General features: G+C 47.1%; 14 protein-coding genes. 5 read left to right on the forward strand and 9 right to left on the reverse strand.

What is annotated here, in order from left to right; translation table 11 throughout:
• On the reverse strand, positions 1–214 hold a 214-nt coding region (locus QUA02_RS28950; protein ID WP_333032976.1), incomplete at its 3' end, for a hypothetical protein.
• A gap of 188 nt (positions 215–402) precedes the next feature.
• Positions 403–1,899, reverse strand: a complete 1,497-nt coding sequence (gene gatB / locus QUA02_RS28955) for an Asp-tRNA(Asn)/Glu-tRNA(Gln) amidotransferase subunit GatB (RefSeq protein WP_333032977.1) — start codon at positions 1,897–1,899, stop codon at positions 403–405.
• Between the two features lie 393 nt (positions 1,900–2,292).
• Here gatB and QUA02_RS28960 point away from each other — a divergent pair, with 393 nt between their 5' ends.
• The 4 genes from QUA02_RS28960 to QUA02_RS28975 all read left to right on the forward strand — a co-directional run bounded on the left by QUA02_RS28960 (position 2,293) and on the right by QUA02_RS28975 (position 11,227).
• Positions 2,293–2,553 (forward strand): hypothetical protein, encoded by a 261-nt coding sequence (locus QUA02_RS28960; protein WP_333032978.1) that lies wholly within the window; start codon positions 2,293–2,295, stop codon positions 2,551–2,553.
• 159 nt (positions 2,554–2,712) lie between these two features.
• Positions 2,713–5,976 carry a PAS domain-containing sensor histidine kinase gene (locus QUA02_RS28965; protein WP_333032979.1) on the forward strand — a complete coding sequence of 1,088 codons (3,264 nt, stop codon included), beginning with the start codon at positions 2,713–2,715 and terminating at the stop codon, positions 5,974–5,976.
• A gap of 325 nt (positions 5,977–6,301) precedes the next feature.
• Positions 6,302–9,532 carry a bifunctional diguanylate cyclase/phosphodiesterase gene (locus QUA02_RS28970; protein WP_333032980.1) on the forward strand — a complete coding sequence of 1,077 codons (3,231 nt, stop codon included), beginning with the start codon at positions 6,302–6,304 and terminating at the stop codon, positions 9,530–9,532.
• A 105-nt stretch (positions 9,533–9,637) separates the two neighbouring features.
• Positions 9,638–11,227, forward strand: coding sequence for a glycoside hydrolase family 57 protein (locus tag QUA02_RS28975; protein ID WP_333032982.1), 1,590 nt, complete (start codon positions 9,638–9,640; stop codon positions 11,225–11,227).
• Positions 11,228–11,326: 99 nt separating this feature from the next.
• Here the strand turns inward: QUA02_RS28975 and QUA02_RS28980 are convergent, their stop codons facing one another.
• From QUA02_RS28980 to QUA02_RS29010, 7 genes are all read right to left on the reverse strand, one after another.
• Complete coding sequence (locus QUA02_RS28980) at positions 11,327–11,716, reverse strand: PEP-CTERM sorting domain-containing protein (RefSeq protein WP_333032984.1); 390 nt, start codon at positions 11,714–11,716, stop codon at positions 11,327–11,329.
• Positions 11,717–12,779: 1,063 nt separating this feature from the next.
• Entirely contained in the window at positions 12,780–15,566 is a 2,787-nt protein-coding gene (locus tag QUA02_RS28985) for an adenylate/guanylate cyclase domain-containing protein (RefSeq protein WP_333032986.1), read from the reverse strand.
• A gap of 57 nt (positions 15,567–15,623) precedes the next feature.
• Complete coding sequence (locus QUA02_RS28990) at positions 15,624–17,177, reverse strand: PAS domain-containing sensor histidine kinase (protein WP_333032988.1); 1,554 nt, start codon at positions 17,175–17,177, stop codon at positions 15,624–15,626.
• Entirely contained in the window at positions 17,174–17,710 is a 537-nt protein-coding gene (locus QUA02_RS28995; protein ID WP_333032989.1) for a Rab family GTPase, read from the reverse strand. The genes QUA02_RS28990 and QUA02_RS28995 overlap by 4 nt, the downstream gene beginning before the upstream one ends.
• Positions 17,711–17,712: 2 nt before the next feature.
• Positions 17,713–20,412 (reverse strand): OmpA family protein, encoded by a 2,700-nt coding sequence (locus QUA02_RS29000; protein WP_333032990.1) that lies wholly within the window; start codon positions 20,410–20,412, stop codon positions 17,713–17,715.
• A 6-nt stretch (positions 20,413–20,418) separates the two neighbouring features.
• Positions 20,419–21,027, reverse strand: coding sequence for a hypothetical protein (locus QUA02_RS29005; protein WP_333032991.1), 609 nt, complete (start codon positions 21,025–21,027; stop codon positions 20,419–20,421).
• 237 nt (positions 21,028–21,264) lie between these two features.
• Positions 21,265–21,561 carry a hypothetical protein gene (locus QUA02_RS29010; RefSeq protein WP_333032992.1) on the reverse strand — a complete coding sequence of 99 codons (297 nt, stop codon included), beginning with the start codon at positions 21,559–21,561 and terminating at the stop codon, positions 21,265–21,267.
• Between the two features lie 538 nt (positions 21,562–22,099).
• On the opposite strand from QUA02_RS29010, the gene alaS reads away from it, so the two are divergent.
• Positions 22,100–24,751, forward strand: coding sequence for an alanine--tRNA ligase (alaS, locus tag QUA02_RS29015; RefSeq protein ID WP_333032993.1), 2,652 nt, complete (start codon positions 22,100–22,102; stop codon positions 24,749–24,751).
• Positions 24,752–25,443: the final 692 nt, after the last annotated feature.

A 25,443-nucleotide genomic window follows, 5' to 3' on the forward strand; every position in this document is an offset into this window, starting at 1 on the left:
TAACGCTCCCACTACATAATTCCGATGCTACCGGATTTGATATCACTCTCCCATTCTCCCTCTCCCTCTCCCTCTCTCCCCCATTCTCCCCCATTCTCCCCCTCTCCCTCATTCTCCCCCTCTTCCCCATCCGTATTTTCACGTCGCTGCTCACAAAAAAAGACAAAAAAAAGAGAGAGCTACCGAAGTAACTCTCCCTGCCATCAGGGTGCATCTACATAACAGAATATAACACGACAGGGATGAGGGGTGAAACCCCCAAACGTGAAGATGTTGTAAAGAAATGTATATTTAATTGTAAAGTTATTATGCAGCGGGAAGGGCGACAGCGCGGCGGGAGCGGAAAAAACCGATCGCCCGCCGCTGTATCCGCTACACAACCCCCTTAACGACTGCTTTGCCTCAGTCGCTAAGCTTCGCCACCAGCAGCTCGTTGGTCAATTTGGGATCGGCCCGGCCGCCGGTTTCCTTCATCACCTTACCCACAAAAAAGCCCAGCAGCTTAGTTTTGCCGGCTCGGTACTGTTCGAGCTCCTTGGGATTGGCGGCCAAAACTGCATCGATCGCCCGATCGATCGCCCCGGTATCCGAAATTTGAATCAAACCCTTGCTCTCAACCAACTTTTGAGGCGAACCCCCGTTGGCCAGCAACTCCGGCAAAATATCCTTAGCGATTTTGCCGCCGATCGTGCCGGCATCAATCAGCGCCAACAGTTCCGCCAAATCCTGCGGTTGAAAAGGAATTTCTCCGATCGCCCGCTTTTCATTTTTGAGATAAGCAGTGATATCGCCCATCACCCAATTGGCAGCTTGTTTAGCAGGAGCACCGGCGGCGATCGACTTTTCAAAATACTCCGCCACCGCTTTGTCGTCAGTCAGCACCCGCGCGTCGTAGGGAGAAAGAGCGAGATCGGTTTCGTAGCGATGGCGCTTCATTGCCGGCAATTCCGGCAGTTGAGCTTTCCAATCCTGCAATTGTTCGGCCGAAACTTCGATCGGAGGCAAATCCGGTTCCGGGAAATACCGGTAATCGCTCGCACCTTCCTTAATCCGCATACTGAAAGTACACTGCTTGTTTTCATCCCAAAGCCGCGTTTCTTGGACGATGGTTTCGCCGCTTTCGATCGCTTGAATTTGCCGGTCGATCTCGTAATTAATCGCCCGTTCTATCGCATTAAAAGAGTTCATATTTTTAATTTCCACCTTCGTGCCGAACTCTTTTCTGCCAGCGGGGCGCACCGAAATATTCACGTCGCACCGGAGGGAACCTTCCTGCATATTCCCGTCGCCGACACCGATGTAGCGGACGATCCGGCGCAATTCTTGACCGTATTCGGCAGCTTCCGCGCCCGATCGCAAATCCGGTTCCGAAACAATTTCGATTAAAGGCACGCCGGCGCGGTTGTAATCCACCATTGAATAAGTAGAACCGCTGAGCCGATCGCTGCCGCCGTGAACCAATTTTCCGGCATCTTCCTCCATGTGCAAGCGAGTTATCCCGATTTTTTTTCTAGTAGAATTGCCCGTCTCGTCCACCAGTTCAATTTCTAGCCAACCGTTAGTAGCGATCGGCAAATCGAACTGAGAAATTTGATAATTTTTCGGTAAATCGGGATAGAAGTATTGCTTGCGATCGAACTTACTGTAAGGTGCGATTTCGCAGTTGAGAGCTAGCCCTGCTTTCACCGCATACTCCAGCACTTTTTGATTTAATACTGGCAATACTCCAGGCATTCCCATACAAATTGGGTCAATGTTAGTATTTGGGGCATTGCCAAATTCTGTAGAAGAACTGGAGAAAATTTTAGTATTCGTACTCAATTGACAGTGAGTTTCGAGACCGATAACGGCTTCGTACTGAGTTTGGTTTTTTATCGAAGAGGGTGCAGCAGCAGTCATAAGCAACCTATAAAGACTGAATAAGTTTAGATTACATTTTAGCTGTTTATTGACGAAACCGACTTGAGATTATTTGTACGGTTGGAACGGTTTCTAGGCCTGTCAACAATCGCCTGAAATCTGACAAATCTCGCTTGCGGCCGGGCGATCGATCCCCTGGCATCCCCCGAATCGTTGCGGGGACGAAAGACCTTCCTCAGCCAGGGTACAAGCCCCGGATTCATCCGTGATATCATGTCCGGTTAATCAGTTATCATTTCAGTGCGAGCGTCTCGCGATCGAGCGAGACGCTCGCACTCGCAATAAATATAAGCGATCGCTCGGACATGATATGAGGTCGCTTTCTTCAATTCTCCCATTCTTCAATCCTTCAATCCTTCAATCTAAAATCGATTGACGTTTTTCTCCCCCCTGATTCAGGTGCCGGGGAGAGCGATCGGGCCGAAGAGCCCATTTTTGGCGAATAGGTTGTTTGCGGGCTACTGTGCTGCTGCTGGCCAACGCCCTGCTTGGGGTGCGCGAAGGCGCCGATATTTTTTCGATCGCCCCAAACAACAACCCTGTGCAAAAATATACTTAGTGCCCGATCGCGCCCGCAGGCTGAGGAGAGTTTTAGGTCGATCGACCGCAATTCCCGGCACGCCAAACCCTTGAACCAGCCGTCTTCAATAGCGCCGCCCGCCTCCAGCGATCGGATACGCGCACAAATTTAAAATTAAAAATGTATAATTGGACAATAAATTACCTTTTTTTTTATTTTTATTTTTATTAATTTTTAATTCTCAAAGTAACACTTGCCTAACGAGCAAAAACATGGCTGAAATTCCAGTTGAAAGTGCCGCACTGTTTCATAACAGCATCACTGAGCTAGAGCAGGCGGAATCAGCCCTCGAACTCGCTTGGAACGAACTCGAAACACAAACAGCAGAAACCATTGCTCAAATAGCCAAATCCGGCGCAGCAAACGCACAGGAAATCAGCCAGCGCTTTGCCGGGGCCAAGCAACTCCGCCAGCAACTTCAAACTCAAATAAAACAAGCCAACTCGCAACTGGAATTTCACCTAGAAAACTCGCCAATGGCAGTTATAGAGTGGGACAGGGAATTTCGGGTAGTGCGGTGGTCGCCAATGGCCGAACAAATATTTGGCTGGAGTGCAGCAGAAGTAATCGGCAAAGACTGGCACGAATGGTCAATAGTTCATCAAGAAGACTTCGAGCAAGTGTGCGCCATCGCAAATCAACTGTTACAGGGCAGGGAACCCCGCAACATTTGCCACAACCGCAACCATACCAAAGATGGCTCGGTAATTTACTGCGAATGGTACAATTCTGCACTAATCGATAAATCGGGAACAGTAGTTTCAATTCTCTCTTTTGCCAGAGACTTAACCGAATTCCACCGCACTCAAGAAGAACTGCACCAGCGCGAACAAGCTTTCAGCGCCCTAGCCGAAAATGCGACTGATATCATCGCCCGGTTCGATCGAGAATTTCGCCACCTTTACCTCAACCAAGCAGTCGAAACTGTTACCGGAAAACTCCGGGGCGAATTCATCGGCAAAAGTAACAAAGAATTAGGAATGCCGGCACAGCGTTGCAATTTATGGGATGAGGCTTTTTCAAAAGTTTTTCGTACTGGTAAACAAGAAACTATAGAATTTGAATTGGCTACTCCTAACGGTATAAAATACTACCAAAGTCGAGTCAGTCCCGAATTTGCTGAAGACAATTCAGTCGAAACAATTTTAGTCATCGCCCGCGACATCACAGAACTAAAACAAGTCGAATCCCAGTTGCGGCAAAGCCAATCCAAATTTAGAGTTCTAGTTGATTCTAACATTATCGGCATAATTTTTTGGGATCTTAACGGCAGCATTACAGATGCAAACGGCGCTTTTTTAAACACGGTAAATTACAAGCGGGACGATCTGCTTGCAGGAAGAATTAACTGGCAAGAAATGACACCGCCAGAATACCTGCGTTTAGACAGAGAAAAAGTTGCCGAACTGAAGGCTAGAAATACGGTTCTTCCCTTTGAAAAAGAATTTATCCGCTCCGATGGTAGTCGCGTTCCGGTGCTGCTGGGCAGCACATTTTTAGAAGGAACGCAGCAGTTCGGCGTTAGTTTTGTGCTGGACGTAAGCGATCGCAAACACGCAGAATCCCAACTGCAAAAACAGCAGCAACTTTTAGAGAGCATTCTGACAACTATCCCCAACTTTATCTACATTTACGATGCCGTAGAAAACAAAAATATTTATGCAAATGAAGCTGTCACAGCCATGCTAGGATACACTGCACAAGAATTGCAAGCTATGGGTACAGATGCTATTGCTAACTTAGTTCATCCCGAGGATCAGAAGAAGCTAATTACAGGTATGCAGCGGCTAACACACAGCAGCAACCCCCACGAAACCCATGACATAGACTACAGGATCAAACACAAAAATGGGGAATGGCGCTGGGTGCACGATCGATCGACAATCTTCAAAAGAACCTCAGACGGACAAATGAGGCAAATTATCGGTTCCGTACTCGACATCAGCGATCGCAAACAAGCCGAAGAATCATTAAAACAGCAAAAAGAACTGCTGCAAACAATCTTCGACAACGCGCCGATCATGCTCGCATTATTCGACAAAAACGGTCAAATAAACTGGGTAAACCGCCACTGGGAACAAGTGCTCGGCTGGAGTTTTGCAGAAATCAAAGACCGCGATATCCTTGCCGAATTTTATCCGCAGCCGGAATACCGCCAATACGTTTTGGATGAAATCCAAGCAGCAACTGAAAACTGGAGCGACTTCAAAACAAAAGTTAGAGACGGGCGAATTATCGACACTACTTGGGCAAATGTTCGCCTTTCTGACGGGATGTGTATCGGCATCGGTCAAGATATCACCGAACGCAAACGAGCCGAAGCTGAACTAAAAGAACTCAACGAAACTTTAGAAGCTCAAGTCGCCCAGCGTACCGCAGAATTAGAGACTTTTTTTGATACTTTGCCGGACTGCATTTATGTTGTAGAACGCGACAATATGTGCTTGTCTTTTGTCAACCATCCCCTTGCCGAATTTTCCGGCTTCGACAGCAGGCAGCAGATGCTGGGCAAAACCATTTTTGAGTGCTGGAATAGCGAACTCGCGGAACGATTTTGCGGCGAAAACTTGCAAGTATTTGAATCCGGCACAACTCTGCACTTCCAGGAAAAATTTGTGAGATCGGGCGGCAATGTTTACTTCGATACTTTTAAAATTCCCATGAGAAATCTCGACGGCGAGGTTTATGCTTTAATTGGCACTGCTCGCGATATCACTGAGTTGGTAGAGACAAAACAAGCTTTGTCAGAACGCACAGAGCAATTAGAAGCTGCTAATAAAGAATTAGAATCTTTTTCCTACTCAGTTTCCCACGATTTGCGCGCACCTTTGCGGCACATTTCGGGTTTTGTCAATGCCTTGAAGCAGCGGCTACAAGCAACTGAGGCGATTCGCGATCGCAAAATAGTTCACTATATAGAAGTAATTGAAGACAGCAGCCAAAAAATGAATTTGTTGATTGACGGTTTGTTGATGCTGTCGCGGGTGACTCGCACTGAGTTGATGCAAATTCCGATCGATCTTACCCGTTTGGTACAAACTGCGATAAAGTTGGCTAAACTCCGAACAGACACAACTTCTGTCCAAACTCCTCTTGAGGTTGAATTTGAAATCGGAGATTTGCCCGCTGTGACGGGAGATCCCACATTGCTGCAACAGGTGTTCAGCAATTTGATTAGCAATGCAGTCAAGTTTAGCCGCGATCGCACTCCCGCTAGAATAGTAATTGATGGCTTACCTGATGGAACGGTTTTTGTCAAGGATAACGGCGTGGGTTTTCCGATGGAATATGCCGATCGGCTGTTTGGAGCCTTTCAGAGGCTGCACTCCCAGAGAGAATTTGAAGGTACGGGCATCGGTTTGGCGATCGCCTGGCGGATTATTCACCGGCACGGCGGCAGGATTTGGGCCGAAAGCGCACCTGGTCAAGGAGCAACATTTTACTTTAAACTGGGGGCAAACAATCCTAACGGGTAAGTTGTAGCAGATGTTGAAGGAAGACCGAAGTTGGAAGAAGGAAGAAGTCGATGTGAAAATGCAATTGGGGACAATGGTTTCAGCGATTAAGAACGTCCTGACCGCCCTTGAAGGTTGCTATAGTTGTAAATTGACAATTGACAGTTAAATAATTGACAGTCTGCTCGCCCTTGAAAAAGCCAGCATTCCTTAACAAAAGTCTCGGTCGCTACTTAACGAAATTTGCTACATTATAGTAAAAAGAATCAAGTAATAATCTGGAAAAGCTCGCCCAAAAAATGGCCAAAATTTAAAAAAACACCCATAAAAAAGAGCCAAATACCATATGTTAGATATAAGTCAAAGCAACTATTTAGTAAAAATGGTAGCGGAATCAACCTTAAAGTTGTTGATTGTCGAAGACATGACCGAAGATTTAGAATTAATCGTCATCGCCTTAGAAGCGGGGGGAGTAAATTTCAAGTTCGACACAGCCCAAACAGCAACCGAGTGCCGAAAAATGCTGGAAAATTGCAAATACGACGCTGTTTTGTCAGATTACCGCCTCCCAGGCTTCAACGGTTTAGAGGTATTCAAATTAATCCAGGAATTAGGACAAGACATACCTTTTGTTTTAGTAACGGGAAGTTTGGGAGAAGAAGCGGCAGTTGAGTGCATCAAATCCGGAATGACCGATTACGTCTTAAAAGGGCGACTGTTTAGGTTGCCAACAGTCTTAGAACGATCGCTCCAAGAATACAAAATGCGCCACCAGCAACAAGAAGCGATCGCCAAAATTCAGCGGCAAGCGACTCGTGAAGCAATCGTCAACCGCATCCTCCAAGCCATGCGCGAAACCCTCGTACTCGACGAAGTGCTGCAAACCACAGCAGATCAACTGCATGAAGCTCTAGAAATTAGCGGCTGCGCGATTTTGCAGCCAGATACCGAAGGCGGGATCGGGATTCGCTACATGAGCTTAAAGGCAGCCAACAGAGAACGGGCGATCGGCCTCCCTTGCGACTTTGCCCAACACTATCGCTCCTCCCTCGCCCGCGGAGAAACGATCGCGCTCGCCGAGTTATCGACTCTGGGCCCGTCCCTGCAAGCATCAGCCGAATTTTTAGGGTTTCACTCGATCGCGATCGCACCGCTGCTCTACCAGCAATCATTTTTGGGAGGAATTTGCCTCTATCAGTGCGATCGCGCGCGCTCTTGGAGCGCCGAAGAACTGTCGCTAGTCAAAGCCATAGCCGATCAGTGCGCGATCGCGATCCACCAAGCCGAACTCTACCAGCAAGCCCAAACCGAACTCGCAGAACGCAAGCGCGCCGAAGCAGCAGTCCGCGGCATCCAGCAGCAGCTAGCCACAATGGCAGCCAACCTTCCCGGCTCAGTCTACCGCGCCGCGCTCCATCCAGACGGCACAACCTCCATGCCCTACATCAGTCCGGGCGTGCGCGAAGTTACTGGGCTCGCGGCCGAAGAAGTAATGGCGCGCCCGGAACTCTTGAGCGAAATCATCCATCCAGACGACAAAAGCTCCTTTGACAGCAGCGTAGCAGCATCGAGAGCGAGTCTTTTGCCCTGCGATCGCCAGTACCGGATCGTGTTGAATTCCGGCGAAGTCAAGTGGGTGCAAGACAGCGCCAGATTTTCCAAGAACGAAAACGGCGACATAATTGTAGACGGAGTAGCTCTCGACATCAGCGATCGCAAACAAGCCGAATCAGCCCTCAGACAAAGCGAACAGCGATTTCGATCGCTGATTGAAAACGCCACAGACATCACGATCATTCTCGACGCCGAGGGAATCTTCCGCTACATCAGCCCTTCCGTCAAGCGAATTTTAGGATACTCGCCCCACCAGGCGATCGGGCGCAGCGCCCTAGAGGCAGTTCACCCCGACGACTGCGCCGCGATCGCCCAAACCCTCCAGAAAGCTCTTGAAAACCCAAAAAGAAGCGAGTCCCCAGTTGAGTACCGAGTCCGCCACCGCAACGGTTCGTGGTGTTATGTAGAAGCTGTAGCCACCAACTTGCTGCACGATCCCGCAGTCAAGGGAATCGTGATCAACTGTCACGACATCACTCAGCGCAAAAAAGCCGAGGAACAACTGCTGCACGACGCTTTTCACGACGCCCTCACCGGATTGCCCAACCGATCGCTATTTACCGATCGGCTGGAACACGCTCTGAGGCTGGCCAAACGGCGCAAAGACTACTTGTTTGCCGTGCTGTTTCTCGATTTAGATAGATTTAAAGTAGTCAACGATTCCCTCGGCCACGCGATCGGCGATCAACTGCTAGTAGCGATCGCGCGCCGTCTGGAAGCTTGTCTGAGGACCGGAGATACAGTGGCCCGCCTCGGAGGAGACGAGTTCGTGCTTTTGCTCGAAGACATCGACGGCATAAATGAAGCTACCAACATTGTCAACCGCCTGCAAAGGAAAATCACCTCCCCCATCCTTCTAGACGGACACGAAGTATTTATCACCGCCAGCATCGGCATTGCTTTGAGTTGCGGCGAATACCTGGAACCGACAACCCTGCTGCGCGACGCCGACACAGCAATGTACCGCGCCAAAGAACTCGGCAGAGCCCGACACGAAGTTTTCAACAGTTCCATGCACGCCCACGCTTTACGGTTGTTGCAGCTAGAAAACGACCTGCGGCGGGCGATCGAATCAATTAGAGACCCGGCCACAGAAGAAGACTCTCCCTCCTCCCCCCACTCCTCCCAATCCCCCCACTCAGGCTTACCTCCCTTATCCGCAGCGCCCCAGTTTATCATTCACTACCAGCCGATCGTCAGCATCGCCAATAACACAATTACCAGTTTTGAGGCCCTAGTGCGCTGGCAGCATCCAGAACGCGGCTTAGTTTACCCCGGCGAATTCATCACAATCGCCGAAGAAACCGGCTTGATCGTACCCCTGGGCCGCTGGGTACTCCGCACAGCTTGCCACCAAATCCGCGAGTGGCAGCAGCTATTTGAAAGCAACCCCCCGCTGAGTGTCAGCGTCAACCTTTCAGTCAAACAGTTTTCTCAACCAGATTTAATCGAATATATCGATCGAGTTCTCGAAGAAACTCTCCTCGACGGCAGCAGTTTAAAACTAGAAATTACCGAAAGCGTACTCATAGAAAATTCCGAATCAGTAACAGCAATGCTGGTGCAGCTCAGAACCCGAAACATACACTTGTGTATCGACGATTTCGGCACCGGCTATTCATCGCTCTCCTACCTGCACCGCTTCCCCACCAATACCTTAAAAATAGACCGCTCTTTTGTGAGCAGAATGGGCTGTGAGTTAGACCTCGACAAAGTAACGATCGACCCCACAGAAATTGTGCGGTCGATCGTTACTTTGTCGCACAATTTAGGCATGGATGTAGTAGCCGAAGGAGTCGAAGATGCCTCGCAACTATCTATACTCAAAGGGTTAAAATGCGAGTACGCCCAGGGATTCTTTTTCTCAAAACCAGTAGACTCTCAAACAGCAGCAGGCCTCATCCGACAGCAAGAAAAAAATCAGAATTTGCTGACATTTAATTTGTTAGAGAAAGGCCATTAAAAAAACACGGCACGCTTTGCGCCTGTTTCAGCATAAAATCTTAAAATATTTTAAAGCTGTCCCTAACTACTGGCGTCAGTTAATAACTACGGCATCCAAATCACTATGACTACTGGCTACCTCGCCCTCGTTCTCCACGCCCACTTGCCCTTTGTCCGCCACCCCGAAAGCGACTACGTTTTAGAAGAAGAATGGCTGTTTGAGGCGATCGCCGAAACATACATTCCCCTGCTACAAGTCTTTGAAGGGCTCCTTCGCGACGGCATCGACTTTAAAATTACCATGAGCATGACACCGCCCTTGGTGGCCATGCTGCGCGATCCCTTATTGCAAGACCGCTTCGACGACCACTTGGCTAAACTCGAAGAATTAGCAGATTTAGAAATCGAACACAACAGCGGAAACGGTCACCTCCGCTATTTAGCAGAACATTACGCCGCCCACTTCTCTCAAGTTCGCAACTTTTGGGAAAAGCACGATCGAGATTTAGTAAAAGCCTTCAAACAATTCCAAGACACCAACAACCTCGAAATCATCACCTGCGGCGCCACCCACGGCTACCTACCGCTGATGAAAATGTACCCCGAAGCAGTTTGGGCGCAAATACAAGTAGCCTGCGACAACTACGAAGCAAACTTCGGCCGCCGACCAAAAGGCATTTGGCTGCCCGAATGCGCCTACTACGAAGGCTTAGAGCGGATGTTAGCCGATGCCGGCTTGCGATACTTCCTCACAGACGGTCACGGCATCCTCTACGCCCGTCCGCGCCCCCGCTACGGTAGCTACGCCCCAATTTTCACCGAAACCGGAGTAGCAGTATTCGGTCGAGATCATGAATCTTCCCAGCAAGTCTGGTCATCGGAAGTCGGCTATCCGGGCGCAGCAGAATACCGGGAATTTTACAAAGATTTGGGCTGGGAAGCCGACTACGACTACATCAAACCCTACATCATGCCCAACGGCCAGCGGAAAAATACCGGGATTAAATATCACAAAATCACCGGCCGCGGATTGGGTTTAGGCGACAAACAGCTATACGATCCTTACTGGGCCAGGGAAAAAGCCGCCGAACACGCCAGCAATTTCGCCTTCAACCGCGAACGCCAAGTCGAGCACCTCAACGGCATTATGCAGCGCCCGCCGATTATTGTTTCGCCTTACGACGCGGAACTTTTCGGTCACTGGTGGTACGAAGGGCCTTGGTTCTTAGATTACTTGTTCCGCAAAAGTTGGTTCGATCAAAATACCTACGAGATGACGCATTTAGCCGATTATTTGCGGGGAAATCCGACTCAGCAAGTTTGCCGCCCGTCGCAGTCTAGCTGGGGTTTCCGGGGTTTCCACGAGTATTGGTTGAACGAGACGAATGCTTGGATTTACCCGCATTTGCACAAGGCTGCCGAACGGATGATTGAGTTGGGAAGTATAGAACCGGAAGATGAGTTGCAGTGTCGTGCTTTGAATCAGGCGGCGCGGGAAGTGCTGCTGGCTCAATCTTCTGACTGGGCGTTTATCATGCGTACGGGGACGATGGTGCCCTATGCGGTGCGGCGAACGCGATCGCACTTAATGCGCTTCCACAAGCTGTACGATGAAGTCAAAGAAGGCAAAGTCGATTCCGGTTGGTTGGAGAAGGTTCAGGAGATTGATAATATTTTCCCTGAAATCAACTATCGCGTTTATCGATCGCTTTAAGCCTCGATCCCCCTACATCCCCCTTAAAAAGGGCGACTTCTAACTTAACTCTTGTCCCCCCCTTCTTAAGGGGGGCTAGGGGGGATCTCCAAATTAATATTACACCTTTTTTGCCGCCCTTTTCTTCCACCACAAACCCATTCCAGCAGCTACAAACGTACCAACAGCAGTCATCGGTTCCGGTACAGGTTCATATTCATAAATTGCACTAACTGTAGTGTTAGCCACAACCTTACCGTCAAAACTTCCCCTAACAAAATTCCCCGTAACTTGAGTAAAACCCGTCGTCACCAAACTTGCGATAAAAGTATCACCATCGCATCCACTTAACGCACTCAGAGACTGCTGCGAATTATAATCCTTCGACACAACACCCGAAGCCGAACCGCTAACACTTCCCGTAGCGCCGCTAGCAATCTTGGTTTCCGGCGGACTTGCTAACACACTCAAAGTCAAATTTGGGTCAACTTTCAGCAGCGGAATATTCACAGCAATACTTGCATTAGCTGGGGGGGTGACAACCCTCCTGAAACCCTGATGGGCTATAGATTTAGCCGCTTATGCTAAAAAAAGATAAGCAGCCGAATTGTTACACGCGCTTCCTATCCAAAAATAATGTTACCAACATTCTATCAAACCCATTTACAAAAACAACTGACGCACCGCCAGTTTATTCAATTTACAATCTTACTTAACCTGTTACAAGCAGAAAAACAAGTGATATTAGAACGGATCGCACGGGTATTCCCCTATCCAATTACAACGGAAAGTCCTCGTCGCTTTCCTACAAAGATTTCTACCTGTACCTCAATTAACGAGCGATTCCCTAGGGGATAGCTTCGCTTCACGCCGCTTACAAACAGCGGATGGGAATTGAAGAAATGTTCCGAGACTGCAAAAATGAAGGCTACTATCTCGAAAGAATTAGCTTAAAAAGAGAACGACTCATTAAAATCATTCTCTTAATGACAATTGCTGACAGTCAATCTATATTTCAAGGCCCTAAAATCTAGAATATGCAGGTACAAAAATATGTATTTCGTCGTAAATAACAAGCAAAAAATACCGCATTCGGAGTACATGAAGGCGTTGGTTTAGATGGAGAGCCGTGGTAAATTATATCGAACAACATTCTGAATATGTAGAATAGTTAATGAATTTAACTCCTCATAAACGTCGCTCCCTTTAACAGGGTATACGGGCTACAACCCTTATTCGGTCTAGTTCCTAGACCTACTTACCACCCCCAGAAGTTCGACTTTTAGTTAATTGTTTTTGCAAATTTCTCTTTGAACTAATCATATCAATTCCGGCTACGCCGGAATGATATAGAGGACACGGCAGTGCCGTGTCCCTACGCCAGATTTATTGTAGGGACACGGCACTGCCGTGTCCTGATTTCGGGTGATATTAATTCCGATGCAACCGGAATTGATATCATACCTCAAATCAGCAACCCCCTAATCAGGATTTGATATGATGACTACTGACTGATAACTAATGACTGCTGACTAATGACTAATGACTAATGATTCATAACTACTGACTCAACTTATTTTTTACCAACTAGCAGATAAGTTTTCATTCCCCCTTTGCCTTTAACTTCAATAGTTCCCCGCTCCTGAAACAAATATTTGTGTTCCACTAACTTATAAGTAGTTTCGCTGACTTGAATCCGCCAAGGCAAACCGTGAGATTCCATGCGGGAAGCAATATTTACTGTGTCGCCCCACAAATCGTAAATAAACTTTTTGATGCCAATTACTCCGGCAACAACCGGGCCGCTGTGAATGCCGATGCGGATGCTAAAAGATTGATTATTTTTGGCATTAAATCGGGCTATTTCTGTTTGCATATCTAAGGCCATTTGGGCGATCGCCTCGGCGTGGTCTCCCCTGGGTTCAGGCAGCCCTCCTACTACCATGTATGCGTCGCCGATGGTCTTGATTTTCTCTAAACCGTGCCGATCGCAGATCGTGTCGAAGGTTGAAAAAATTTGGTTCAGCAACTCTACGAGTTCGATCGGATTCATGACGGCAGACAAAGCAGTAAAACCCACAATATCTGCAAACAAAACAGTCACTTCGGGAAAGTATTCGGCAATAGTAGTTTCGTTTTTTTTCAACCGTTCTGCTATTGCTTGGGGCAAGATATTTAACAGCAGCTTTTCTGATTTTTCTTGTTCTTCCCGCAGGGCATCTTCTGCTTGCTTGCGTTCCGTAATGTCGTGGTAACTCCAGACTCGGCCGATAATTTTATCTCCCAGCCGCTGCGGTTGCGAATAGCGTTCAAAAAATCTGCCATCTTGAAATTCCAACAAGTCGTAACTTTCGGCTTTTGGCTGTTCGTAAAGCGATTCTATTCTCTCTTGAAATGCTTGGGGATCTTTGAGTTGGTTCAGGACAAAGGCGATCGTTGCGGCGTCGTCTCGGAGTGCCATCACTTCATTAGGTATGCCCCACATTTCCACAAATTCTCGATTGAAAGTGACTATTTTTCCTCTGCTGTCAATAGCTAAAATACCGTCCCCAGTAGAATCAAAAGTTGCTTGCAGCAGGGACACAGATTTTGCTAGGGCGTCTTCTGCCATCTTTCGAGCAGTAATGTCTCGCAAAATAGCGCGAACCGCTACTAGCGAACCTTCCGCAAATTTACAGCTTATGCTACCTTCCAACAAAATTTGTTCGTGATGTTTAGTAATAAATATTGCTCGAATTGAGTCTGGATAAAGTGTATTTTTATTTACGTTTTTATTGATAATAGCTTGATACAATATATCCAGAGACTCTTGGGAACTGTTGGGATGAATAATATCAAACACAGTCATTTGAGCAATTTCTGCTTCGCTGTAGCCCAGAGTTTCCCGCCAAGCCCGATTTACATACAAAAAATGACCGTCGGCTCCAATACTTTGAATTAAGTCAGTAGCATTTTCAAATAAGTCTCGCAGTTGTTCTTCGCTTTCCCGCAAAGCTATTTCCGCTTGCTTGCGCTTGATAAATTGACCCAGTTGGCTGCCGATGGTTGCCATTGTCTGGAGCAATTCTTCATCAAAACACTGCACTTCCCGGCTGAAGAAAGTCATTACCCCCAACACAGACCTAGCAGAATTTTCCCGATCGTAGTCGCCCACAATTGGGAAGCCAAAAGCTCCGTGCAGTCCTTCTTGGGCGGCGATTTCTCGGCGCAGAAAACTGTCGCTTTCTGTTACATCTGCCATCCACTGAGAGGAACCGCTGGCCCAAACTAGACCGGGCAATCCTTCCCCGAACGCACAGGTCATTTGTTCGGCAAATTCTGCAAATTTGGGGATGGAAACAGAGCGTTTTGTCCAACTGGCGACGCAGCGAAGCAAATTGGGGTCGGAAACCGCAGTTATTCTCTTACTTCCTGACAGCAGTTTTTCCCCAGCTTCAGGCATCCAAAGTTCGGCAGTATCCCATCCCAAGCTGTCGCAAATTACGGGGAGAATTGCCGTTAGAGCTTTTTTGATTGTTTCGGATGCCGACAGGATGCGGGTGGTGACGTACTGAGCTACTTTTCGCTTGCGGGCTCGCTGTCTATCCGTAACATCGCGCCCGATATACACGAAATCTTGAAGGGCGGCCGAAGATGCAGAAATCCCTTGAATTTCACTCGGAATCGCCGTACAGGAAAAGGAAACTGTTAGCTTTTCTCCGGTTTTTGCCGTGCAAATTACTTCGGCGTTAGTTTGCGATTGTTGAGGCTCCTCTTGGCTGACTGCTTGCAAAGATGCGCCAACAGCAGCAAGAGCGTCTATTTGCTGGCCTACTAATTCCGATTCGCTGTAACCGAACAAATCTTGAGCCGCTTGATTGACTTTTTTAATTTTTCCCGATGCCGTTGTTACCAACAAAACTTCGGCCATTGAAGTAATAATTTTTTCAACATAATTATTAGTAGCGGCTAAGGTACTCAATAAAATATTCATTTCATTGGTAGCTTGGACTAGAGTTTGTTCCAAACCCATCCTGTCGGTTACATCTTCAAAAAATACAATTAATCTGCGATCGTTATCGTCATTGCTGAACTCGACGATATACATATCAAAATAAAGCCGCGAGCCATTTTCTAATACCCGCGTTATCGCTTTTAATTCAAAATTTGGCAGCCGCCCTTCAAAAATATCGATTAAAATTTCTTCACTTCCCACCATCTCGGGAAAGGGAATGCGGACATCGTTGCCGGCCGCTACTTCCTCGGGAGAGTCGGCAAACCGCTGCACTTTGAGAGATGTTTCTTGGATTAAAAAGTCTTTATCCAGTGCTAGGTACTCCAAGTGGGGGGGGACCAACAGTTTTTTTAACAGGGTTTTCATATGAGATTTTTAGTAGTGAATGCGCCCTCTATATCGAATTATCTCAGATTAATCTCTTTACCTCTGTTTGTAAAATGGAATTGTGACTGTAAAGGTAGTCCCTAACCCTGTCTCGCTGGAAAATTCGATTTGACCTCCGTGCAAGTCTACACACTGCTTGACTATGGATAAACCCAGTCCTGTACCGGATATTTTTCCGACATTTTGGGCTCGATAATAAGATTCAAACAGTTGTTCTTGGTCTTCGAGAGGAATGCCAATGCCTGCGTCTTTAATTTTAAATGTAACTTCTTCATTGTGAAAATTTAATTCAAAATAAATATTGCTGTCGATCGGCGAATATTTGATAGCATTTGACAGCAAATTTGTCAAGATGTGCCGCAGCAATTTTGCATCTAGTGCTGGCCAGTCTTGCGTTTCCTCTGACTTTTTATCAGTTTTTTTCGCTGGCGAACTTGATTTTAGAGAAATAAAATTAATGCTATGATTTTTTCCGTAACTAATTTTAATTGATTCTACTAACTCGCTGCAAAATTTTTGCAATTCAACTGGTGCGGGATTGAATGTAAGTTTTCCGGCTTCGGCGCTGCTGAGCAACCGCACGTCATCTAATAGCTGAGCCATGTGTTTAGATGCTGATTTAACGTGTTCGAGGTATTCTTGTTTTTCCTCGTGGGTGATTTCGTCGCCGTAGTCTTTGAGGATTTGAGTAGCAAATAATATTGTATTTAAAGGATTGCCGAATTCGTGAGCGATCATTGAGAAAAAACGAGATTTTACCTGTCTGAGTTCTTGCTCTTTTGCCAAGGAGCGGCGAATTTCTATTTCTTGTTGCTTGCGTTCTGTGATGTCCCTGCCGATATAGATGAAATCGTAAAGTTCCTGTAATTCTGTCTGAATTGCCGCACAGGAAAATTCTACCCAAATTTCTTCTCCTGCTTTAGTAGTGCAGATTACTTCCAGTTCTTTGAGCAGCTCTTTATGAGACAAAATATAGCGGTGGCGAGCTTGGTAAAGCAATTTTTCTTCAACTACTATTATGGAGAGGGGGTGACCGAGCAATTCTGCTTCGTTGTACCCAAATAAGTATTGCGCTGATTGATTGACTGTTTTGATAGTTCCTAATGTTGTTGTCACCAACAAAGCATCGCCCATCGACCGAATAACTTTATCTATATAATCGTTAGAAGCGGCTAAGGCGCTCACCAAAAGATTAGCTTCATTCGCCCTCTGAATCAACGATTGCTTCATCACCATCTTTTCGGTGGCATCTTCAATCAAAATTAGCAATTTACTTGGCACATCTTCTTGTTCGTCTTCATGTTCGATCGCCAACAGATCAAAGTATAAAGGGCGGTTGTGGTCGGCAAACCGAGCGATACCTTTGAGTTCAAAACTCGGCCGCCGTCCCGTAACGATCGACATTAGGACATTTTCAATGCCAATCAGTTCGGGAAAACTGATGCGAGCATCTGCACCGGCGATCGCGTCGCCCGGAGTATCGGCATAATTCTGGACTTCGGCGGAGGTTTCCTGAATGATGAAATTGTGATTTACTACCAAATACTCTGTTTGTCGCGGGCCTAAGAGCTTTCTAAAAAGGGGATTCATGCTTGTTCTACCATTGTGTAAGCTAGTTTATGGAATATTTCGTCAACGTCTTTGCCTGTTTTAGCAGATGTCGTGTAAACTGCGATTACTTTGTCTTGACCTATCGAATGGGAGATTTCCACTAACAGGGCCAATTTTTCCTCGTCAATCAAGTCTACTTTGTTCAAAGCGACGATAATTGACCCTTTGGGATTGACTGAAGAAAAAAGATGAATGTGTTCGGAGATTCGCTCAACTGTTTCGGAGCGGCTGACATCGGCAACAATTAAAACGCCGCTAGCTCCCTGCAAGTAAGTCGGTGCTATTCCTTTGAATTTTGTATGCCCTTCTAAATCCCAAATTAGCAACTGTGCAGTCACGTTTTCCCGCTGTTTTACGGTTTCTAATTCTACGCTTTTGCGGGAAATTTTTACTCCCACAGTGGAGAGGTACTGGTCGCTGAATTGCCGATCGACAAAACGGCGGATCAGGCTGGTTTTGCCGACGCCAAAATCGCCGATCATGCACATTTTTTTAGATATAGTAACTGACATAATTATTTACTGTTTACGGTCTTAGTTATTGGTTCAAATAGCACGCATCTGCTTAAAAGTCGCGGTTGATTGGGTTCCACGTCGGCAGGAGGATTGCGGTTGCCGACGGTTTGGAGGCGCTTCGGGTCAGCACCTTGTCGCACTAAAGCATCTCGCACTGCTTCGGCACGCTTGAGCGACAACTGTTGATTTGTAGCAAGTTCCCCAGTTCGATCGCTGTGTCCAATTATCTTAATATGTTTTTGAGGATATCGATCCATGAAATTTTTGACACTGGCGATGATTTCTCCATATGTAGAGTCTAATTTTGTCGTTCCTTGGTCGAAGTAGATGCGGGTTGTAATTTTCAGCGGCTCTAATTTAACAGTGCTGATGACCGATTGAACACCGGGAATTTGCTTCAGGGACTGAGCTATTTTTTGTGCGTCTGCACCGTCCCTGACAGTGCCCTCTACTGTAACTTTGCGATCGCCGTACCGACTAGAAATAGAAACGCCCGACAAGCGGTTCAAAACAGCGGTGATCCGCTGCACCTCTGCCGCCGCCAAAACTGGATCTGGGGGGACATCTACAGCGACAATTTTATTATCTAATTTCAGATTGGGTGCAGTTGATGCGGCTATTTTTTCGGCTTGTGCCCGCAATTCTTGATTTGGCAACTTTCCGGTTAGCTTTAAAGTTTTGCCATCGACTGCAACATCTAAGCGGTAAACCGCTAATTCTGGGGTCGATGCTAAAGCTAAAGCGGTATTTGCTGCAAGGCTGCGGTCAATGCTGCGGTGGTACTGATAAATTCCCCAAGGTACTAAGATTAAGCTCAGGGCGGCTAAACTGATAGCCGCTAGGGCGATCGGGGGTTTTGTTGATTTTTCCCTTTCCAGCGGGTCGAATAAAGTTTTGATCGACGGGTGCAGCGACTCCGGTATAGTACCGGGATCGCCGTTAAACTCGTGAATTACTTTAGCGTAATTAAGGATGAGATTACTAACTGTTTGCCGCAGTTTTTTGATGAACAAGTGTGGCGGTTGTCCTTTAATCACGACTGCCATGTAGCAGTATCCCGCTACTTCTAGCATAATCTTGGAGTCGCCATATTCAATTTGATTGAGTTCGGAAATTTCTCCCGGCTCAACGATGCACTCGTTAACAAAGCTGCGAATAGCTGTGAGCATTCCTGCTACCATTTCTGATTCTAACTGGTAGCTTTCTGAGTTTTGAACTTCGGAAATAACCAAGCCTGATGCTTTGTGAATTAAGAATGCTGCTTGGACGGTAAAGGGTACTGATTCTTTGAGGATTAATTCAGCTTCGGAGACTCCTTGTACTTTGGAGCGAATTTTTCTCTGGAATCCTTCGACGCTGATGGCATTTGACACTTTTTCATTGATTGTCTTGATAGCTTCTGCCATGTATCGGGAAATTGTACTGCCAATTACGGGATAGAGGGCATCCACCATAGAGTCGCGTTCGAGTTTTATTTGGGCTGTAATCGCTTTGCCCATTTCCGGGGCGAGGGCCTGGGCGATCGACTCTTGGTCGAGGCGAATTTGCTCTTTAATTGCCAGACCGATTTCTGGGGCGATCGCCTTAGCAATATCCGCTGGCGAATTCACTATTTGTTGAGCAAGTGCGTCGGGAAGCAATTCAGCTATTGCCGCACTCATTGCCGACTTATTTTCGACAGTTTTTGCCCTAATCACTTCGTCAATAATTGGCCCGATCGCCTTGACAACTTCTTCTCTGGAATCGGCAATTTTGCGGCTGAGAATTTCTGCGATCCAAGGCAGCATCAACTCAATCAACTCTTGGGGCTCGTAGATTTGGTGCTCCAATTTTCCTAATTTCTCGTCGATTTTTGCCATCAGGTGGCGCACCCCCGGCAAATCGTTGTCTGCCAGCAGATTTTTGACTTGCTCGATATCCGACATTTGCGAGCCGAACATCAGATTTTGCAGCCTTTCCATCGCGCTGTCGGCTTCATTTAAGTCCTGTTTAATTTGGCCTAATATTTCTGCGGGCTGTTCTAGTAAGTTTGGGATTTCTATAGCCGAAGCCATCGCAGCATCTAAATATCCAGTTGCTGGTGGATTTGAGACTGGGGAAACTATGGGGTTATGGGGAATTACCGAGAATTTTGACTCGGTTTCGGGAGGGGAAACATCCTGTAAATGCCGATCGAACCCGCGGGATTTTTGAGCCTGTACTTCCTGTAGAGAATCTTTCACTGTCAAGTTAGACAACTCTGGGAGTGGCTCTGATTTCTCCTCCAAATCCGGCTGGGCGATCGCTGAAACATCTATAGTTTTAGCTGAGGAATAGTCTTTTTCCAGTTCTGAAGTGTTGAGTTTTTGAGTAGCGAACAGCAAACTTTTAAACTCGTCTGCAACAGCGGGGGAATCGCCAGACTCCCGTTTGCGATCGCCAGTTTCGGGCAGACTCGCTGCAACTTCCTCTTGCTTGTCTGAAGAAATACCTAACAAATCAATCAACCCGCCGAGAGCCCCAGCTCGATCGTTTTCGCCGCTGCTGTCACCTTCGGGCTCTGCATTTTGCTGGTTTGAACCAGCAATAATTTTGAGATCGACTAACAGATTCAGCAAGGGTTCTAGCTGGGTTGCTGCACGGGCAGCAGACTCGTCAGGTTTAGAAACAAAACCCTCTAACTCAGTTTCGTCAGCCGGATTTTCTTTCGGTAAAGCCATGCGTTATTATCCGTTATGGTGGCGCTCCGGCAACAGAAATTCGTTATTTAACTTATTATCAGCAACGCCTTTAAGTTCGGGAACAAATTCTGTTCCTTTGAGCCTCATGCCGAGTTCAAACAGGATTTCTGCCATGTCGTCTCTGGAAACTTTAACATCTCTGAGCATGGAAAAGCGCCTGTCGAGTTCTTCAAAAACCTGTGTTTTTAATGTGCGAGTTTCTTCGGAGAGTCGCTCTCTGTTTTGGGAGAGTTCGTTGCGAAGCGAACTGGTTTGATTGTCGATCGCCTCGTCGAGGGCTTCAATGCTGCTGGAGAATTTCCGGTTGACGCGATCGATTTGCTGACGGATGTCTGCGCTTTCTTCTTGGGTGTTTGAGGTGAGCGATTTAACTTTCTTTTCTAACGAATCAACAGCCGCCTTCATTTCTGCGGACAGAACTGTTTTCACCTGTTCGATGCGAGCTTGCATATCTTGCTGCATCATCGACAAGTCGGAATCTATTTTATCGAAGCGGTTATCGTATTCTCTAAGCTGCGCCCCGAAAATTATATCCCGGATCTGGTCGATATTTCCCAGCCGTTCGCGCATTTCTTCTTTAGTTATTTCGGCCATGCTTGTACCTAGAATCTCCGAATATTGTGAGTTTAAGAACTGTGCTAGATTTTTTGTAACCGTTTGTCGAGCATTTTTAGTAGGCTCAAAAGACGTGCCGGCGGCTTTTACTGTGATTTACGACAGTTGTTGGCTGCACTAGCTTTTTTGAGTGGGCGGCCTTTTATTGTTTGAAACTCTCACCCCTGCGTCGGGGATGGGATTTTTTAGAGTTTTGACTCCTTTATATCCTGAGATTCAAATTTTTGAGCCGGGTATTGTCACCAAAAATGGCGGTTTGCTATCCTTGCCTTGCAGCAAGCTCACAGAAGCGTAGACTTTGCTGCTATACAGCACAGCGGGGTAGGTTTTAATGTCTTGACTGACATCCTCAATGATATCCCATCTTGACAGTGCCTCATACCATAGCGCTTGGGCCCCGGCAAAAAGCGGGGGGCGCGCTCCAAGTCCCATTATGTATAAGATATAACTCAAAAGCTGCACCGATCGATCGCCGATCGGCTGGGAGGGAAGTTTCTTTTCAGCAGAAAGCACTTATGCAGTCGAACTCTGCCCTCTCTCCCTCTCGAACCCTCTCCTTCTGCGATCGCCCTATAACAATTCATAGGGCCCGATCGACAGCGACCAGACCCAATAATAGGAGAGCTTTGTTTTTTCTAACAAACGTGATGTGTTTCCGATTGAGAACTGTTACTTACTAGGGTTTACAACTTGTGCAGCTTTACTTTTAATCCGCAACTACAACTAAGTCTGACTCGACTGCGGTTTGGCTTGACTGCTCGATCGGCAGTTCGCCACTATTCCAAGTTGTGTTCGGTTAATTTCTGCAGCGCCTGGGAATCTAGACCGGAGACACCATGTCTATATCCTCGAACTTTGTTTCTAAATATAGCGACCTCCTGTTTCTTTCTGTCCCGGTGTCTATTATTAAGTTAGCACTAGCTTTCCGAGCAGTAAAGCACAATTTGCAAAACTTGATAGGTCTTTACATTACTCAGTATAATGATATGAATATCCACATAGATGTAAGTTCTATTACTGCCACATCTTTACATACTTAACATTTTTTGTCATGTCTATTTCTCCTAAGTTTCTCAGTGGCAGCCAAATCCGCCAAACATTCCTCGACTTTTACGCTCAGCGGGGACATAAAATCTTGCCCAGCGCTTCTTTGGTGCCCGAAGATCCGACTGTGTTGCTGACAATCGCCGGAATGCTGCAATTCAAGCCGATATTTCTCGGACAGCGCGCAGCCGAATCACCCCGCGCCACCACTTCTCAAAAGTGCATCCGCACCAACGACATTGAAAACGTCGGCCGCACCGCCCGCCACCACACGTTTTTTGAAATGTTGGGTAATTTCAGTTTTGGGGATTATTTCAAGAAACAGGCGATCGCCTGGGCGTGGGAACTTTCCACCGAAGTTTTCGGTTTACCAGCATCCAATTTAGTTGTTAGCGTTTTCCGAGAAGATGACGAAGCTTTTGCAATTTGGCGCGACGAAATTGGCATTCCGGGCGATCGCATTCAGCGCATGGGAGAAGATGACAATTTCTGGCAATCCGGCCCGACTGGCCCCTGCGGCCCGTGTTCGGAGATTTACTACGATTTCCACCCAGAGAGAGGCGACAATATTGACCTCGAAGATGATAGCAGGTTTATCGAATTCTACAACCTAGTTTTCATGCAGTACAATAAAGATGCAGAGGGCAATTTAACACCGCTGCAAAATCAAAATATTGATACTGGAATGGGACTGGAACGGATGGCGCAAATCCTCCAGAAAGTACCCAATAATTACGAAACAGATTTGATTTTTCCCATCATCCAATCGGCGGCGGAAATTGCCGGAATTGATTACCACAATAGCGATGAAAAAGTCAAGGTTTCGCTGAAAGTAATTGGCGATCATATTCGGGCTGTGGTACACATGATTGCGGATGAAATTCGCGCGTCGAATGTTGGTCGCGGTTACATTTTGCGCCGGTTGATTCGGCGGGTGGTGCGCCACGGGCGGCTGATTGGAATTCAGGGCGAATTTACGGTGCGGGTGGCTGAAAGTGCGATCGCCCTTTCGGAAGCAGCTTATCCGAACGTGCGGCTGCGGGAAGCTCAAATTAAGGCGGAATTGGCAAGGGAAGAAGCGCAGTTTCTCAAGACTTTGGAACGGGGAGAGAAGCTGCTGGAGGAAATTCTCAACAAGTTGCAGCAGCAAGGTCAAAATCAAATTGCAGGGCAAGATGCTTTTAAGCTTTACGATACTTACGGTTTCCCTTTAGAATTGACTCAAGAAATTGCCGAAGAACAGGGAATAACTGTGGATTTTGACGGTTTTGAAGTGGCAATGGAAGTGCAGCAAACTACCGCTCAAAACGCTCACCAAACCATTGATTTGACGGTGCAGGGTTCCTTGGATAAGTTGGCTGAAACAATCCAAGGAACTGAGTTTGTCGGTTATGCTGAATTGTCGAGTTTAGCTGAGATCAAAGTTATCTTAGTTGACGGTGAAGCTGTGGAATCAGCAGAGGCGGGAACTGAGGTACAAGTTGTGTTGAACCAAACGCCGTTTTATGCCGAATCCGGCGGACAAATTGGGGACAAAGGTTATTTGCAAAGCGGAGAGAATGGTCAGAGTTTGTTGGTGAGAGTTAATGATGTGAAGAAAGAATCGGATTTCTTCGTGCATTTCGGATTGGTGGAACGGGGAACGCTGAGAGTTGGCGATAGTTTGACTGCGAAGATTGACAATAGCGGTCGCCGCCGCATTCAGGCCAACCACACAGCAACTCACTTATTACAATCAGCTTTGCGGAAAATTGTGGACGATTCGATTTCGCAAGCTGGATCGCTGGTATCGTCTGAGAGATTGCGGTTTGATTTCAATTCGCCGCGCGCTGTCACAGCAGAAGAGTTGCAGAAAATTGAGGATTTAGTTAATAGTTGGATTGCTGAGGCGCACGCTGCGGTCGTTGCAGAAATGCCGATCGCCCTTGCGAGAGAAAAAGGCGCGACTGCGATGTTTGGCGAGAAGTACGGCGATGTGGTGCGGGTGATCGATTTTCCCGGCGTTTCGATGGAATTGTGCGGCGGAACTCACGTCAGCAATACGGCAGAAATCGGGCTGTTTAAGATTGTTTCCGAAGCGGGGGTAGCGGCGGGAACTCGCAGGATTGAAGCGGTTTCGGGACAAGCTGTTTTGGACTATTTGAACGTGCGGGATAAGGTGGTGCGCGATTTGGGCGATCGATTTAAGGCGAAGCCTGAAGAATTGCCGAACCGGATTACTAATTTGCAGAACGAGTTGAAGGATACTCAGAAACATTTGGCTGCTGTGAAGTCGGAATTGGCGATCGCAAAATCCGACCAGTTGCTGAGTGCGGCGGAGGCGATAGGTGAATTCAAAATCATTGTAGCTCAATTGGGTGATGTGGATGCAGAAGCGCTGAAAACTGCGGCGGAAAGATTGCAGCAAAAATTAGGAAATGCTGCGGTTGTTTTGGCATCAATTCCTGAACCGGACAAGGTAAGTTTGGTGGCAGCTTTTAGTCCAGAAGTCAATAAGAAAGGATTGCAAGCTGGCAAGTTTATCGGAGGAATTGCTCAAATTTGCGGCGGAAAAGGCGGCGGGCGGCCTAATTTGGCGCAAGCTGGGGGACGCGATGCAAGTAAGTTGCAGGAAGCGTTGGAAAGTGCTCGCAATCTGTTAGTTGAAGGGTTGGGTTAGTCTGCGTTTTGTGTGGGAGGCTAAAACTCTTTTTATCTCTCGTTTGTAGCGGAGGCCAGATCCCCCTAAATCCCCCTTAAGAAGGGGGACTTTGATCGGAATCTTGTCCCCCCCTTCTTTAAGGGGGGCTAGGGGGGATCTAGCCTCGGCGGTAAACAGAAGACTTGGAATTTGTCTTTTTATCTCTCGTTTGTAGCGGAGGCCAGATCCCCCTAAATCCCCCTTAAGAAGGGGGACTTTGATCGGAATCTTGTCCCCCCCTTCTTTAAGGGGGGCTAGGGGGGATCTAGCCTCGGCGGTAAACAAAAGACTTGGAATTTGTCTTTTTATCTCTCGTTTGTAGCGGAGGCTAGATCCCCCTAAATCCCCCTTAAGAAGGGGGACTTCGATCGGAATCTTGTCCCCCCCTTCTTTAAGGGGGGCTAGGGGGGATCGGGACCTAATCGTCAGTTCGATCGCTTCCGTCTGCCTGAATCTCCGCAGGCTGCTACCGCATATATTGGCCCTTACATCTGCGTTTATCCGCGTCCATCCGCCAACATCTGCGGTTAAAAACTCCCTTGATTTCCCACCACAATAAATGTAAAATCAAACAAACATGGGTAGTAAAAAATGGGCGTTGCTGAATTGATGTATGATGTAGCGATCAAGATCCAAAAACATTATTCAAAACAGGATGGAATCTTTAGCTA

This window comes from Microcoleus pseudofavosus SVA1_A4, from assembly GCF_036700565.1.
In the GTDB taxonomy this organism is placed as follows: Bacteria; Cyanobacteriota; Cyanobacteriia; order Cyanobacteriales; family Microcoleaceae; genus Microcoleus.

Coding starts and splice junctions, on each gene's coding strand:
- QUA02_RS28995 (WP_333032989.1), bottom strand. CDS start 17,710: ATGTCAGTTACTATATCTAAAAAAATGTGCATGATCGGCGATTTTGGC.
- QUA02_RS28970 (WP_333032980.1), top strand. CDS start 6,302: ATGTTAGATATAAGTCAAAGCAACTATTTAGTAAAAATGGTAGCGGAA.
- QUA02_RS28965 (WP_333032979.1), top strand. CDS start 2,713: ATGGCTGAAATTCCAGTTGAAAGTGCCGCACTGTTTCATAACAGCATC.
- QUA02_RS29005 (WP_333032991.1), bottom strand. CDS start 21,027: ATGGCCGAAATAACTAAAGAAGAAATGCGCGAACGGCTGGGAAATATC.
- QUA02_RS28975 (WP_333032982.1), top strand. CDS start 9,638: ATGACTACTGGCTACCTCGCCCTCGTTCTCCACGCCCACTTGCCCTTT.
- gatB (WP_333032977.1), bottom strand. CDS start 1,899: ATGACTGCTGCTGCACCCTCTTCGATAAAAAACCAAACTCAGTACGAA.
- alaS (WP_333032993.1), top strand. CDS start 22,100: ATGTCTATTTCTCCTAAGTTTCTCAGTGGCAGCCAAATCCGCCAAACA.
- QUA02_RS28990 (WP_333032988.1), bottom strand. CDS start 17,177: ATGAATCCCCTTTTTAGAAAGCTCTTAGGCCCGCGACAAACAGAGTAT.
- QUA02_RS29000 (WP_333032990.1), bottom strand. CDS start 20,412: ATGGCTTTACCGAAAGAAAATCCGGCTGACGAAACTGAGTTAGAGGGT.
- QUA02_RS28985 (WP_333032986.1), bottom strand. CDS start 15,566: ATGAAAACCCTGTTAAAAAAACTGTTGGTCCCCCCCCACTTGGAGTAC.